Annotated in this window: 12 protein-coding genes; 4 read left to right on the top strand and 8 right to left on the bottom strand. The window is 72.3% G+C overall.

Going from position 1 to position 13,045, the window contains the following annotated elements:
* Positions 1 to 20 precede the first annotated feature (20 nt).
* From JYK04_RS28715 to mce, 3 genes are all read right to left on the bottom strand, one after another.
* Positions 21 to 959 (bottom strand): coiled-coil domain-containing protein, encoded by a 939-nt coding sequence (locus JYK04_RS28715; protein WP_033218870.1) that lies wholly within the window; start codon positions 957 to 959, stop codon positions 21 to 23.
* Between the two features lie 195 nt (positions 960 to 1,154).
* The gene (scy, locus tag JYK04_RS28720) at positions 1,155 to 5,711 is read right to left on the bottom strand and encodes a polarized growth protein Scy (protein ID WP_189743069.1); all 4,557 of its coding nucleotides are present in this window, start codon (positions 5,709 to 5,711) and stop codon (positions 1,155 to 1,157) included.
* A 192-nt stretch (positions 5,712 to 5,903) separates the two neighbouring features.
* Positions 5,904 to 6,332 carry a methylmalonyl-CoA epimerase gene (mce, locus tag JYK04_RS28725; RefSeq protein ID WP_008738238.1) on the bottom strand — a complete coding sequence of 143 codons (429 nt, stop codon included), beginning with the start codon at positions 6,330 to 6,332 and terminating at the stop codon, positions 5,904 to 5,906.
* Between the two features lie 135 nt (positions 6,333 to 6,467).
* Here mce and JYK04_RS28730 point away from each other — a divergent pair, with 135 nt between their 5' ends.
* On the top strand, positions 6,468 to 7,667 hold the full coding sequence (locus tag JYK04_RS28730) for an acetyl-CoA C-acetyltransferase (protein ID WP_189743067.1): 1,200 nt from the start codon (positions 6,468 to 6,470) through the stop codon (positions 7,665 to 7,667).
* A gap of 104 nt (positions 7,668 to 7,771) precedes the next feature.
* Positions 7,772 to 8,734 carry a methylmalonyl Co-A mutase-associated GTPase MeaB gene (gene meaB / locus JYK04_RS28735; protein ID WP_189743065.1) on the top strand — a complete coding sequence of 321 codons (963 nt, stop codon included), beginning with the start codon at positions 7,772 to 7,774 and terminating at the stop codon, positions 8,732 to 8,734.
* Between the two features lie 68 nt (positions 8,735 to 8,802).
* Here the strand turns inward: meaB and JYK04_RS28740 are convergent, their stop codons facing one another.
* From JYK04_RS28740 to JYK04_RS28760, 5 genes are all read right to left on the bottom strand, one after another.
* A complete protein-coding gene (locus tag JYK04_RS28740) occupies positions 8,803 to 9,375 on the bottom strand; it encodes a PepSY domain-containing protein (RefSeq protein ID WP_189743064.1) in 573 nt (190 codons plus the stop codon).
* Between the two features lie 129 nt (positions 9,376 to 9,504).
* Positions 9,505 to 10,008 (bottom strand): MarR family winged helix-turn-helix transcriptional regulator, encoded by a 504-nt coding sequence (locus tag JYK04_RS28745; RefSeq protein WP_189743237.1) that lies wholly within the window; start codon positions 10,006 to 10,008, stop codon positions 9,505 to 9,507.
* A gap of 64 nt (positions 10,009 to 10,072) precedes the next feature.
* The gene (locus tag JYK04_RS28750) at positions 10,073 to 10,885 is read right to left on the bottom strand and encodes an AIM24 family protein (RefSeq protein ID WP_189743235.1); all 813 of its coding nucleotides are present in this window, start codon (positions 10,883 to 10,885) and stop codon (positions 10,073 to 10,075) included.
* 11 nt (positions 10,886 to 10,896) lie between these two features.
* Complete coding sequence (locus tag JYK04_RS28755) at positions 10,897 to 11,547, bottom strand: AIM24 family protein (RefSeq protein WP_030009699.1); 651 nt, start codon at positions 11,545 to 11,547, stop codon at positions 10,897 to 10,899.
* Positions 11,547 to 12,185 carry an AIM24 family protein gene (locus JYK04_RS28760; RefSeq protein WP_030009698.1) on the bottom strand — a complete coding sequence of 213 codons (639 nt, stop codon included), beginning with the start codon at positions 12,183 to 12,185 and terminating at the stop codon, positions 11,547 to 11,549. Before JYK04_RS28760 ends, JYK04_RS28755 begins: the two co-directional genes overlap by 1 nt.
* 199 nt (positions 12,186 to 12,384) lie before the next feature.
* On the opposite strand from JYK04_RS28760, the gene JYK04_RS28765 reads away from it, so the two are divergent.
* Positions 12,385 to 12,729 carry a DUF3817 domain-containing protein gene (locus JYK04_RS28765; RefSeq protein WP_189743062.1) on the top strand — a complete coding sequence of 115 codons (345 nt, stop codon included), beginning with the start codon at positions 12,385 to 12,387 and terminating at the stop codon, positions 12,727 to 12,729.
* Positions 12,726 to 13,022: an MTH1187 family thiamine-binding protein gene (locus JYK04_RS28770; protein WP_189743060.1), complete on the top strand. Its 297-nt coding sequence runs from the start codon at positions 12,726 to 12,728 to the stop codon at positions 13,020 to 13,022. The genes JYK04_RS28765 and JYK04_RS28770 overlap by 4 nt, the downstream gene beginning before the upstream one ends.
* The last annotated feature ends 23 nt before the right edge of the window (positions 13,023 to 13,045 follow it).

The raw sequence follows: 13,045 nt of genomic DNA on the forward strand, positions 1-13,045 counted from the left end.
CGCGTGCTACCCGCTGGTAATCAGCGGCTCTGCTGCGCCGGCACGCCGCGGGTCACGGGCTCGTCGTCCACGATCGGGTTGGCCGCCGCGACGGCCGCGCCGGTGAGCGTCGCCAGCATCTCGCGGACGTTGGTCAGCTGCGCGTTGATCGAGTCGCGGCGGTTGGTGAGCGCCGCCAGCTCGCGCTCGGACTCGCTGCGGATACGGTCCGCCTTGGCGTTGGCGTCGGCCACGATGTCCTCGGCCTGGCGCTGCGCGGTCTCCACGGTCTGGCGGGCCCGGCGCTCGGCGTCCGTACGCAGCTTCTCGGCCTCCAGGCGCAGCTGCTCGGCGCGGTGCTCGATCTCCGCGAGACGCTTCTCGGCCTTGGCCTGGCGCGAGGCCAGGTCGCGCTCGGACTGCTCACGGCGCTTGGCCAGGTTGGTCTCGAAGTCCGCGGCGGCCTGGGCGGCCTTGGCGCGGGTCTCCTCGAAGAGCGCGTCGGCCTCCTCGCGCTTGGAGGCCGCGTCCTTCTGGGCCTCGGCGCGCAGGGTCGACGCGTCGCCCTTGGCCTTCTCGACGATGCGGACGCCCTCGTCCTCCGCCTTCGACTTGCGGTCGGCGGCGAACGACTCGGCATCGTTGCGCACCTGCTGGGCAGCCGACTCGGCGAGCTCACGGTGCTGCTCGGCCGCGCGACGGGCCTCCTCGCGCAGGTCCTTCGCCTCCTCCTCGGCCAGCCGCAGGATCTTCTCGACCCGGGCGCCGAGGCCGGCGTACGACGGCTCGGCGTCGGTCACCTGGGCCTGGGCGTTCTGCGTCTCGAGGTGCAACTCCTCGATCCGCTTTTCCAGAGAGTTGATACGTCCAAGGGCGCTGTCGCGGTCGGAGACCAGCTTGGTAATGCGGTCGTCCACCTGACCACGGTCGTAACCACGCCGCACGAGCTCGAAGCCGAAGGGGGAGGAAGTGTCGCTCATGGGGTTCCTGTCGAATGAGACCGATGAGGTGCTACGTGAGGTGTTAGGGGAATCCTAGGCGCCCAGACGGCGTGTCATCGAGTCAATCCGCGTTTGATCTGGACAATGACACCCCTTTTGAGTGGCAAGACAGCAGAATGCTTGTCACCCGTTCGCCTGAACCTTCATCAGGTGCACACACCCCGGAGCTTTTGGCTACCCCTCCGACGCCTTGCCACCCGAACGAGTGGATCCCGCAGTCACTCCGGCCTTCACGCCCCCCGTGCCCTGGCCGCCGACGGCCGGCTTTCCGCCACCCGAAGGCGCCTCGAATGATTCCAACGCCTCAAGAACGTCCTGGACACGGGAGATCTCCGCCTGGATGTCCTCGCGACGGCGCACCAGGACCTCCAGCTCACGGCGGCCCTCCTCGACGAGCTGCTCCGCCTCCGCCTTGGCCTGCGCGAGCGCGCTCTCGGCCTCCCGGGCCAGCTCCGCCTTCTTCTGCTCGGCCTCCTTGAGGAGCGCCTCCGCCTTGCGGACCGCCGCGATGCGCACCTTGCTCGCCTCGCTGCTCGCGTCCGACACCAGCTCCTTGGCCTTCGCCTCGGCCTCGACGCTCTGCTCCGTCGCCGCGCGCACCAGCTTGTCCACGCGCTCGCCGGCCGACTTCATCTGCTCCGCAGACTCCCGGCGGGCCCGCTCGTGCAGCTCCTCGACCTCGCCCTCGACGCGGCCGCGCAGCTCCTCCGCCCGTTCCCTTATGGCAGCCGCGTCCGTGCGCGCGCCGACCAGCAGCTCGTTCGCGTCGGTACGGGCCTTCTCCACCGCGGAGTTGCCCTCGACGGTCGCCTCGGAGGTGATCCGCACGGCCTCCTTGCGGGCCGCGTCGACCATCGCGTCGGCCTGCTCCTCGGCCGCCGTGGTGGCGGCGAGGGCCTGCTTCTGCGCATCGGCCGTGAGCTTCTCGGCTTCCGCCGAGGCCTCCGTGATGAGCCGGTCGACCTGCTCCGCGGCTTCGGTGCGGCGCTTGTTGGCCGCCTCGCGCGCCTCGTCGAGCAGTCGCTCGGACTCGGCACGGGCCTCGCTGCGGGTGCGCTCCGCCTCGGCCGCCGCCCGGGCCTTGACCCGCTCGGCCTCGGAGCGGGTGCGGGCCGCGTGCTCCTGCGCGGAGGACAGCGCCTCCGACGCGTCCGCGCGCAGCCGCTCGGCCTCGCCGGCCGCCTCGCCGACCGTGCGCTCGTTGTCCTTGCGGGTCTGCTCGGTGAGCTTCTCCGTCTCGGAGACCGCCTCGGTGACGAGCCGGTCCGCCTGCTCGGCCGCGTCGGTACGCAGCCGGTTCGCCTCCGCGCGCGCCTCGTCCAGCGTCTGCTCGGCATCGCGCTCGGCGCCCGCCAGGGTCTCGTTCGCCGCGGCCGTGACACGCTCGGCCTCCGCGGTGGCCTCGCCGACGATCCGGCCGCCCTCCGCGCGGGCCTCGTCGAGCACCTGGGCCGCCTCGGCGCGGATCCGGTCGGCCTCTGCCGCCGCCTCGCCGACGGTGGCCTCGTTGGCCACCCGGGTCTCGTCGATCAGCCGGTCGCCCTCGGCACGCGAGTCGACCATGATCCGCGCGGCGTCGCGCTCGGCGCTCGCCAGGGTCTCGGCCGCCTGCGCCTTGAGCCGGGTCGCCGCGCTGGTGAGCCGCTCGGCCTCCACCGTCGCCTCGCCGACGGTGGCCGCGTTCGCGGCGCGGGTCTCGTCGGTGAGCCGGTCGGCCTCCGCCGCGGCCTCGCTGATGAGCCGGTCGACCTGCTCCGCGGCCTCGGTACGCAGCCGGTTGCCCTCGGCCCGTGCCTCGTCCAGGGCGTTCGCCGCCTCGGTGCGGGTGGCCTCGGCGGCCTGGGCCGCCTCGGCGGTGATCCGCTCGGCCTGCGCCTCGGCCTCGCCGACGGTGGCCGCGTTCGCGGCGCGCGTCTCCTCGGTGAGCCGCTCGGCCTCCGCCGTCGCCTCGGCCGTGATCCGGGCACCCTCGGCGCGGGCGGACTCCAGGGACTCCGCCGCCTCGCCGCGGATGCGGTTCGCGTCGTCGCGGGCGTCGGCCCGGGTCCGGGCCGCGTCCCGCTCGGAGGAGGCCAGCGCGTCCGTGGCCTCCGTACGCACCCGCTGCGCGTACTCGGCGGTGTCGCTGCGCAGCTGCTCCGCCTCGGCGATGGCCTCGGCGACCGTACGCTCCGCCAGTGCCTTCGCCGCGTCCGTCTCGGCCCGCGCCTCGCTGCGGACCCGGTTGGCGTCCTCGGTGGCCCGCTCCCGCTCCGCGTAGGCGTCGCTGCGGACCCGGCCGGCCTCTTCCTCGGCCTCGGTCCTCGTACGCTCCGCCGCGTGCTCGGCGGCGTTGCGCAGCCCGGCGATCTCCTCCTCGGCCTGCTCGTGCAGCCCGGCCACGGAGTCCCGTACCTGCTGGGCGGTGGCCTCCGCGGCCGACACGACCTCCGACGCGCGCCGCTCGGCCTCCTCGGTCAGCCAGACCGCCTCGGCCTGTGCCTCCTCGGAGCGCTTGCGGGCCTGCGCCAGCAGTTCCTCGCTCTGCTCGCGGGCCTGGGCCCGCTCGCTGTCCGCGTCGGTCCGCGCCGACGACAGGGTCTCCTCGGACTCCCGGCGGCGCCGGGCGGCCTCCTCCTGGGCGGCGGCCAGCGCCTCCGCGGCCTCCTCGGCGACGCGCTCGGCGGCGGCCTTCGCCTCGGCGCGCAGCCGGTCCGCGGTCTCCTGGGCCTCGGAGCGCACCCGCTCCGCCTCGGCCTCGGCCTCACCGCGCAGCCGCACGGCGGACTGCTCGGCCTCGGCGCGCGCCCGGCCGGCGTCCTGCGCCGCCTCGGTGCGCAGCTGGTCGGCCTCGGCCTCCGCCTGCGTCTGCAGGGTGCGGATCCGCTCCGCCGACTCTGCGCGCAGCCGGTCGTTCTCCTCCGTGGTCTCCCGGCGGATGTTCTCCGCCGCACCGCGGGCGTCACGCAGCGTCTGCTCGGCCGTCGTCAGCCGGGCCTCGGCCTCCGTGTGCAGCCGTACGAGCTCCTCGTCGGCCTCCGCCCGCTTGGCGGCCAGCGCCTGCTCGGTCTCCTGGCGCCGGGCGGCGGCCGCCGCGTCCGCCTCGGCCCGTACGCCCTCGGCCTGCTCCTCGGCCTCGGCGCGCAGCCGTTCGGCCTCGGCGCGGGTCCGCTCCAGGGTTTCCTCGGCCTGCTTGCGCAGTGTGCCGGCCCGCTCCACGGCCTCGGCGCGCACCCGCTCGCTCTCGGCGGTCGCGCCGCCGCGCAGCTCGTCGGCGTCCGCCTTGGCCTTGCCGAGCAGTTCCTCGGCGGTCCGGGCCGCCTCCTCGATCTGCTGGACGGCCTCGCGGCGGGCCTCGCCGCGGATCCGCTCGCCCTCGGCGACTGCCTCGGCGCGCAGCTGCTCGGCCTCGCCGCGCAGCCGCCGGGCCTCCGACTGGAGCTCGACCGTGCGGGCCCGGTACTCCTCGGTGTCGTCCTTCGCCGCGCCCTTGAGCTCGTCGGCCGTGGCCGCCGCCTGCAGGCGCAGCCGGTCGGCCTCGGTCTCGGCCTCGCGGCGGATCCGCTCGGCCTCCTCGGACGCGGCCCGGGTGGTGGCCCGGGCGTCCTCCGAGGCCTTGTTCAGTACGTCCTCGGCGGTGCGGGCGGCCTTCGCCAGCTGCGCCGCCATGTCCTCGGCCGCGGCCGTACGGGCCTGCTCGCCGGCCTCGGTGCGCTGCCGCTCGGCGTCCGCGCGGGCGTCGGCCAGGACCTGCTCGGCCTCCGCCTTGAGGGCCTCGGCCTCCTTGGTGGCCTCGCCGACCAGCCGGGCGACCTGCTCCTTGGCGGTTCGGGTGCGCTGCTCGTTGACGGACTCCGCCGACGTCAGCTGCCGGGTGGCGCTCTCCTTCGCCTCCGCGAGGAGCTTCTCCGCCTCGGAACGCGCCACCCGCAGCGCGGAATCGGCTTCCTGCACGCGGGATTCGGCCAGCCGGCCCAGGTCCAGGGTCTGCTGGCGGGTGTGCTCGGCCTCGGCGGTGGTGGTGGAGCGCAGCCGCTCCGCGTGCTCGCTGGCCTCCTGGGCCTGGGCGGAGGCGGCGGTCAGCAGCCGCTCGGCCTCCTTGCGGGCGCGCAGCAGGGTGGCCTCGGCCTCCGCGCGGGCGGTCTCGGCGTCCGCGGCCATCCGGCGCCGGGTCTCCTCGGCGACCCGGGCGGCTTCCGCGCGGGCGGCGTTCAGGGACTGCTCGGCCTCGGCGCGGGACTCCTCCATGAGCCGGCGCGCCTGGGACTCCGTACGGGCCCGCAGCTGCTCGGCCCAGGCCACGTTCTCGTTGACGTGGGCCTCGACGGTCTGGCGCCGCTCGCCCAGCTCCTGGTCCAGGCGCTGGCGGCGGTTGACGGCCTCGGCGTGCAGCTCGGCCTGCAGGCGCGCCTGGTGCTCGGCGTGCTCCTGGAGGATGCGCTGGGTCTGCGCCCGGGCGTCGCGGAGCTCGCGCTCGGCGTCGGAGCGCATCTGGTCGGCCTGGATCTGGGCATTACGGAGCAGCTGCTCCGCCTGGTACCCCATGTCCGCGCCGTCGTACGCGGGGCGGGACGCAAGAGCGCGTCGTACCTCGTGAAGCTTGGCGCGCAGCACCTCGACCTGGTATCCCAGGTCCTCGGCGTGCTGGACGGCCTTCCCGCGCTCCTTCTTCAGCCGCTCCATCTCGGCCTCGAAGCGCGAGAGATGGTCGGCCTCGGCCTGATGGCTCTCCTGGCTTTCGTAGCCCCGCACAGCGCGGTCCCATCCGTCCCCTGGTCGCAAGCTCACTCCCAATGAGCATCGCTCGCCCGCTGAACGACGCCCCCGGGGGAATGGTGTCAGATACCGGGGCAGGGGTCACAGGCCCCGACCCCGTCTCCGCACCGAACCCCGGCCGAGCCATGGCCACTCTACCGGCCGGGGAATCGGGCCATCAGTGGTCTCTCAGTGCTCGGGGTTCGAGGTGACCAGTTCGGTGAGAACGCCGTGGCAGTCCTTGGGGTGCAGGAAGGTGATGGAGGAGCCCATGGAGCCGGTGCGGGGCTGGTCGTAGAGCACGCGGACGCCCTTGCCGCGGATGGCCTCGGAGTCCCCCTGGACGTCCTCGGTGCCGAAGGCGATGTGGTGCACGCCCTCGCCGTTCTTGGCCAGCCATTTACCGACGGCGGAGTCCTCGCGGGTGGGCTCCAGCAGCTGGAGGTACGAGGCGCCGCCGTCGGACGTCTCGTTGATCTTCAACATGGCCTCGCGGACACCCTGCTCCTCGTTCACCTCGGAGTGGAACACCTCGAAGCCGTACGTGGCACGGTAGAACTCGACAGTCTTGTCCAGGTCGAAGCAGGCGATCCCGATGTGGTCGATTCTTGTCAGCATGGTGACAGTGCACCGCCGAAGGGGGCCGTCACGCAACGTGCGCGCGATCACACCGGCAGGCCGGTGACCGCTGCGGTACCGCCCAGTACATTCACGTAAACCCTCGTTCACTCCTCATCCAAGGGGCTGTGCCTCATGTCCGGATCGAACAACACCACTTCTGTGATCGTCGCCGGGGCCCGCACGCCCATGGGACGGCTGCTCGGCTCGCTGAAGTCCTTCTCGGGTGCCGACCTCGGCGGCTTCGCCATCAAGTCCGCGCTGGACCGGGCCGGGATCTCCAGCGACCAGGTGCAGTACGTGATCATGGGTCAGGTGCTGCAGGCCGGTGCGGGCCAGATCCCGGCCCGCCAGGCGGCGGTCAAGGCCGGCATCCCGATGAACGTGCCCGCGCTCACGATCAACAAGGTGTGCCTCTCGGGCCTGGACGCGATCGCGCTGGCCGACCAGCTGATCCGCGCCGGGGAGTTCGACATCGTGGTCGCGGGCGGTCAGGAGTCCATGACCAACGCCCCGCACCTGCTGCCCAAGTCCCGCGACGGCTACAAGTACGGCGCCGTCGAGATGCTGGACGCGATGGCCTACGACGGCCTCACCGACGCCTTCGAGAACATCGCGATGGGCGAGTCCACCGAGAAGCACAACACCCGCCTGGGCATCGAGCGCGCCCCGCAGGACGAGTTCGCCGCCGCCTCGCACCAGCGGGCCGCGGCCGCGCAGAAGAACGGCGTCTTCGAGGCCGAGATCGTCCCCGTGGAGATCCCGCAGCGCAAGGGCGACCCGGTGATCTTCTCGGCTGACGAGGGCATCCGCCCGGAGACCACCGTGGAGTCCCTCGGCAAGCTGCGTCCGGCCTTCGCCAAGGACGGCACGATCACCGCCGGCACCTCCTCCCAGATCAGCGACGGCGCCGCCGCCGTGGTCGTGATGAGCAAGGCGAAGGCCGAGGAGCTCGGCCTGGAGTGGATCGCCGAGATCGGCGCCCACGGCAATGTGGCCGGTCCCGACAACTCGCTCCAGTCGCAGCCGTCGAACGCGATCCTGCACGCCCTGAAGAAGGAGGGCCTCCAGGTCTCCGACCTGGACCTCATCGAGATCAACGAGGCCTTCGCGGCGGTCGCCGTGCAGTCAATGAAGGACCTCGGCGTGACCCCGGAAAAGGTGAACGTCAACGGTGGCGCCATCGCCCTGGGGCACCCGATCGGCATGTCCGGTGCCCGTGTGGTGCTGCACCTGGCGCTGGAGCTGAAGCGCCGTGGCGGCGGCGTCGGCGCGGCCGCCCTGTGCGGCGGTGGCGGCCAGGGCGACGCCCTGATCGTCCGCGTCGCCAAGTAGGCAGCGGCAGGCCGCCCGGCCCCGATGCGGGGGCCGGCGGCGCCTCTTCCCCGGGCCTGGCGGCCCTCAGGCATCCCGTACGAGAACCGAGGAGCGCAGCACGTATGACGGCGGTGGACGTCCCCCAGCTGGTGGCCCAGGCCCGTGAGGGCCGGCCGAGAGCGGTGGCCCGGCTGATCTCGCTGGTCGAGGGGGCGTCCCCGCAGCTGCGCGAGGTGATGGCCGCGCTGGCCCCGCTGACCGGCGGGGCGTACGTGGTGGGGCTGACGGGGTCGCCGGGCGTCGGCAAGTCGACCTCGACCTCGGCGCTGGTGTCCGCTTACCGCAAGGCCGGCAAGCGGGTCGGCGTCCTCGCCGTCGACCCGTCCTCGCCCTTCTCGGGCGGTGCGCTGCTCGGCGACCGGGTGCGGATGTCGGACCACGCCTCGGACCCGGGGGTCTACATCCGCTCCATGGCCACCCGCGGCCACCTGGGCGGGCTCGCCTGGGCCGCCCCGCAGGCGATCCGGGTGCTGGACGCGGCCGGCTGCGAGGTGATCCTGGTCGAGACGGTCGGGGTCGGGCAGTCGGAGGTGGAGATCGCCTCGCAGGCCGACACCTCGGTGGTGCTGCTCGCCCCCGGGATGGGGGACGGGATCCAGGCCGCCAAGGCGGGCATCCTGGAGATCGGCGACGTCTACGTGGTCAACAAGGCGGACCGGGACGGCGCCGACGCCACCGCCCGGGAGCTGAACCACATGCTGGGCCTGGGCGAGGCCCGGGGCCGGGACGACTGGCGGCCGCCGATCGTGAAGACGGTCGCGGCCCGCGGCCAGGGCATCGACGAGCTGGTCGAGGCGCTGGAGAAGCACCGGGCGTGGATGGACGAGCGCGGAGTGCTGGCGCAGCGCCGGGCGGCCCGCGCGGCCCGGGAGGTCGAGACGATCGCCGTGACGGCGTTGCGGGCGCGGATGGCCGATGTGCACGGCGACGCGCACCTCGACGCCCTGGCCGCCAGAGTGGCGGTGGGCGAGCTGGACCCGTACGCGGCGGCGGACGCGCTGCTGACGACGCTGACGGAGGCGTAGATCCGGACCCCGGGCCGGACCCCGGCAGGGCGCGTGCGGCGCCGCTGCCGGGGCCCGGCCCGGGTGCGTCAGGAGTTCTCGTCCGAGTCGGAGTCCGAGTCCGAGTCGGACTGCGCGGTGACCTTGCCGGTCGTGGGGTCCACGGAGCCGTTCCACGTCTTGCCGTCGGAGCCCTTGACCTCGACGTGCCAGTACGGGGCCTGGCCGTTGTCACCGGAGTCCCATTCGACGGTCCACGCCGTGCCCGGGTGGGCGGCCACGGCGGCCTTGGCGGCCTGCGCCGCGGTGATCTTGGCCGCGAGCAGCCCCTTGTGCTCGCCGGGGTTCTCGCCCTTGTCCACGTTCTGCCGGGAGACCTTGCCCGTGGCGGCGTCGACCTCCAGCTCGGCATGGCCCTTGCCGTCCTTGGTGATCACGTCCACGTGCCAGACGTTGCCGTCCCGGTCGAGGGACTCGACCACGCCCGGGTAGTCCTTCAGGGCGGCGGCGAGAGCCTGCTCGGCCGTGACGTCGGCCTTGGCGGCGGCGGCCGCGGGGGCGGTTCCCGCCAGGTCGGCGGAGACCGCGGCGGCGGTCGCCACGGGGCCTGCGACCAGCAGGGCCACGGACGCGGCCGCTGAGACGAACACGTTGCGCTTCATGGGCTGGACCTCCTCAGGCCGGCCCACGGACACCGGGCCGGCAGCGGGCGTTCCCAGCCATTGTCGGGCCGACGGCCGTCCGGGGCGCGGCGAGCCGATGAGGCCCGCGCCGGCCGGACGGCCCCGGCCTCAGACCTTGCCGCGGTTGTCGCGCAGGTGCTCCGCGACCGGGGTCAGCGAGGCGCGCAGCGCCGCCAGGGCCTCCGGCGGCAGCAGGTCGATGAAGTGCCGACGGACGGACGCCACGTGGTGCGGGGCGACGCGTCGCATCGTTTCCATGCCCTCGTCCGTGAGCACCGCGTACAGGCCGCGGCGGTCGGACTCGCAGTTCACCCGGCGGACCAGGCCGGCCGTCTCCATGCGCGTGATCTGGTGCGACAGCCGGCTCTTGGACTGCAGCGTGGCGGTCGCGAGATCGCTCATCCGCATCCGGTGGTCCTGCGACTCCGAGAGGTTCACGAGGATCTCGTAGTCGTTGTTGGTGAGTCCGAAGGGCTGGAGATCCTTTTCCAGCTGGTGCATCAGCAGCCTGCTGACGTCCAGGTGGGTGCGCCAGGCGCACTGCTCGGCGTCGGTCAGCCAGTGGGTCCCCCCGGACGGAGTCTGGGGGAGGGGGGCCGTCTCGGTCTCCATGGTCTCCATGAATGAACTCTACCTAAAAAGTTGAATTGCGTACAAAAATCTCAGGTCAGGCGGATCACAGTCCGAGGCGGCGCTGGAGATCACCCAGCTGTCCCGGCATCCGCGGCACGCCCAGCTGCCCCATCGGACCCTGGCCGGCCCCCGGAACGCCCTGTGCGTTGCCCGTGGCCGCCCCGGCGCCGACCGCGCCGATCGCCTGCTCCGCCATCAGCATCTCCGACGACTGGAGCAGCACCGTCCCCGCACCGACGAACTCGAACTGGTGCTCCTCGCCCGAGCTGCCCCCTATGCCCGTGAGCGAGCGCAGTCCGCCCATCACGCCCGTCATGTAGCCGTGGTCGTAGTGGTGGCACGGCGAGGGGCAGTCCGCCCAGCCCACCAGGGCCTGCGGGTCCACGCGCAGCGGCGGCTCCATGAACACCACCGGTCCGTTGGACGCAGCCACGAACTTCCCGGTTCCGATCAGGGTCAGGAAGCCCGGGACGATCGACTGCTTCAGGGCGAGCGAGGGCTGGTACGCCAGCAGGTTGCCCGACCGGATCGTCAGGTTGCCGTTGTCCAGGTCGTACGAGTTCACGTCGAAGGCCTGGTCGGCCAGCAGCATCTTGCCCGAGCCCTCGGCCACCACCCAGTCGCTGGCGTGCAGCGGCGAGTGGAAGCTGGTGCGCAGCAGGCGGTCGAAGCGGCCGTTGCCGATGCCGTTGAACTCGATGTGCCCGTAGTACGAGATCATCTTGCCCTTCTGCAGGAACCACTGGCTCCCCTTGAGCTCCACGCAGAAGGTGTACGCGTTCACGTTGTCGTCGGAGGGCAGCGTGTACGGGTCGTAGACCGTCGGACTGCCAGCGCCGCCCGGTCCGCCGGTCACGGGGCCAAAGTTCACAGCTTCTCCTCGGAGGCCTGTACGTACACCGCGCCCTGGCCGGACAGCTCCAGCTGGAACGCCTCGCCCGAGCCGCGCCCCACCATGTCCCGCCAGCCGAGCGCGGTGGAGAGCTTGTTGCGCACGTCACCGTGGTGGGCGACGTACGCCTGCGGGTCCACGTGGATCGGGCGCTGCGGGGTGATCGGCAGCTCTATGACCCCGCCGTGGGCCATCACGGCCACGGAGCCGTGGCCCTTGAGGGTGGTGGTGAAGAGGCCCTGGCCGGTCACCTGGCCGCGGACCATGCCCATGACCCCGCCCTGGGAGCCCATGAACATCGTGCCCTGCTGGAGGGTGCCGTCGAAGGCGAGCAGCCGGTCGGCCTCGACGTAGAGGGTCTCGCCGGTCAGGTTGATCACCTGGATGTGGTGGCCGCCGTGGCCGAACATCACGGTGCCGCTGCCCTCGACCGCCATCAGCGGGGTCTGCTCGTTCGCCACCCGGCGCCCGATCATGCCCATGACCCCGCCCTGACCGCCCGTCAGGCTCGGGGTGAAGGAGACCTCGCCGCGGTACGCGAGCATGGCGCCCCGCTGGCTGTACATCTTCTGACCCGGGATCACCTGGGCCTCGACCATCTTCGAGTTGATCTCGCGGAACGGCATCAGATGTCGCCCCCGACGGTGTTGCGCTCGCTGGGCTGCACGTAGACCAGGCCCTCGCCCTCGAAGCGGATCTGGAACGCCTCGCCGGAGCCCTCGCCGATGAGTGTGCGGAAGTTCACACCCGACTGGAAGGACTGCTGGAGGTTGCCCGTGTGCGCGATGTACGCGCCGGGGTCGACGGACAGCGGGTACTGGGCGCTCACGCGCAGCACCACGGCCGGGCCGTCGGACATGATCGCGGCCTGGCCCGAGCCCTCGACGGTCGTGGTGAACAGGCCGTTGCCCGTCGTCGCACCGCGCAGGCCGGTGAAGGTGGTGCCGGTGCGCAGACCGGCGTCGGTGCACAGCAGGTTGCTGGACTCGACGTAGAGCTTCTCGCCGCGCAGGTTGACCAGGTTGATCTCGCTCGCGCGGTCGGCGAAGAAGCAGGTGCCGTGCCCCTGCACTTCCATCACTGTCATCTGTTCGCCGGTCAGCCGGCGGGTCACCATGCCGCGGAGGCCTTCGCCGCCGCCGGTCATCTTCTTGAAGGCCATCTGCCCGTCGTACGCGACCATGGAGCCGTTCTTCGCTTTCACGGCATCCCCGGTCAGGTCGACGGCCAGCACCTTGCTGCCTTGGAGTCGGAACTGAGCCACGGGGAGACGTTATCGGCACCGGGCGAACCCGAACAGGGCCTCGTGGCTGATATATGCCACACCCAGGAGATATCGGTGCGACCGTACGGGGGTCCCGGACCTCGTGCGCAGGCCGCGGCGGGGGGAGGGGTCGGGTCAAGATCCCGTAAAGCGGCTGAGACACTGGGAAGGACCCTGGCCTCCACCCCGAAGGTTCCACGTGGACATCAAGACCGCCTCCGCCCTGCACCGCCTGCGCCTCGTCTCCGTTCCGGAGGCGCTGTCGTTCCCGGCCCTGCTGATCTTCGGGACGCTGCTCAGCTGGCTCACCGACATCGACTACCTGAAGATGCCGCTGGGCATGCTGCACGGCATCCTCTTCCTCATCTACTCGGTCTTCCTGCTGGACGTCTGGAACCGGGCCAAGTGGCCCTTCAAGAAGGTCCTGATGTTCTTCGCCCTCGCGGTGGTGCCCTTCGGCGGGCTGTACGGGGACAGGCTGCTCAAGCGGGAAGAGGCCGACAGCGTCATCGCGGCCCGGGCGCGCGAGGCGGCCGACGCATGATCGTCGCGTTCTCGGTGACCCCGCTGGGGGTCGGCGAAGAGGTCGGCGAGTACGTCGCCGACGCGGTCCGGGTGGTCCGCGAGTCCGGGCTGCCGAACCGCACCGATGCGATGTTCACCACCGTGGAAGGCGAGTGGACCGAAGTCATGGACGTGGTCCGGCGTGCGGTGGCGGCCGTCGAGGAACGGGCGCCGCGCGTCTCCTTCATCCTGAAGGCCGACATCCGCCCCGGGGTCCACGACGGGATCACCTCCAAGGTCGAGACGGTGGAGCGGCACCTCGCCGAGGGCTGAGCCGCCCTCACCGGCCCCCCTTC

Source organism: Streptomyces nojiriensis (assembly GCF_017639205.1).
Lineage (GTDB): Bacteria > Actinomycetota > Actinomycetes > Streptomycetales > Streptomycetaceae > Streptomyces > Streptomyces nojiriensis.

Bases quoted from the DNA above. Each gene is read 5' to 3' on its own strand.
- JYK04_RS28715 (WP_033218870.1), bottom strand. From the start codon at position 959: ATGAGCGACACTTCCTCCCCCTTCGGCTTCGAGCTCGTGCGGCGTGGT.
- mce (WP_008738238.1), bottom strand. From the start codon at position 6,332: ATGCTGACAAGAATCGACCACATCGGGATCGCCTGCTTCGACCTGGAC.
- JYK04_RS28730 (WP_189743067.1), top strand. From the start codon at position 6,468: ATGTCCGGATCGAACAACACCACTTCTGTGATCGTCGCCGGGGCCCGC.
- meaB (WP_189743065.1), top strand. From the start codon at position 7,772: ATGACGGCGGTGGACGTCCCCCAGCTGGTGGCCCAGGCCCGTGAGGGC.
- JYK04_RS28740 (WP_189743064.1), bottom strand. From the start codon at position 9,375: ATGAAGCGCAACGTGTTCGTCTCAGCGGCCGCGTCCGTGGCCCTGCTG.
- JYK04_RS28745 (WP_189743237.1), bottom strand. From the start codon at position 10,008: ATGGAGACCGAGACGGCCCCCCTCCCCCAGACTCCGTCCGGGGGGACC.
- JYK04_RS28755 (WP_030009699.1), bottom strand. From the start codon at position 11,547: ATGCCGTTCCGCGAGATCAACTCGAAGATGGTCGAGGCCCAGGTGATC.
- JYK04_RS28770 (WP_189743060.1), top strand. From the start codon at position 12,726: ATGATCGTCGCGTTCTCGGTGACCCCGCTGGGGGTCGGCGAAGAGGTC.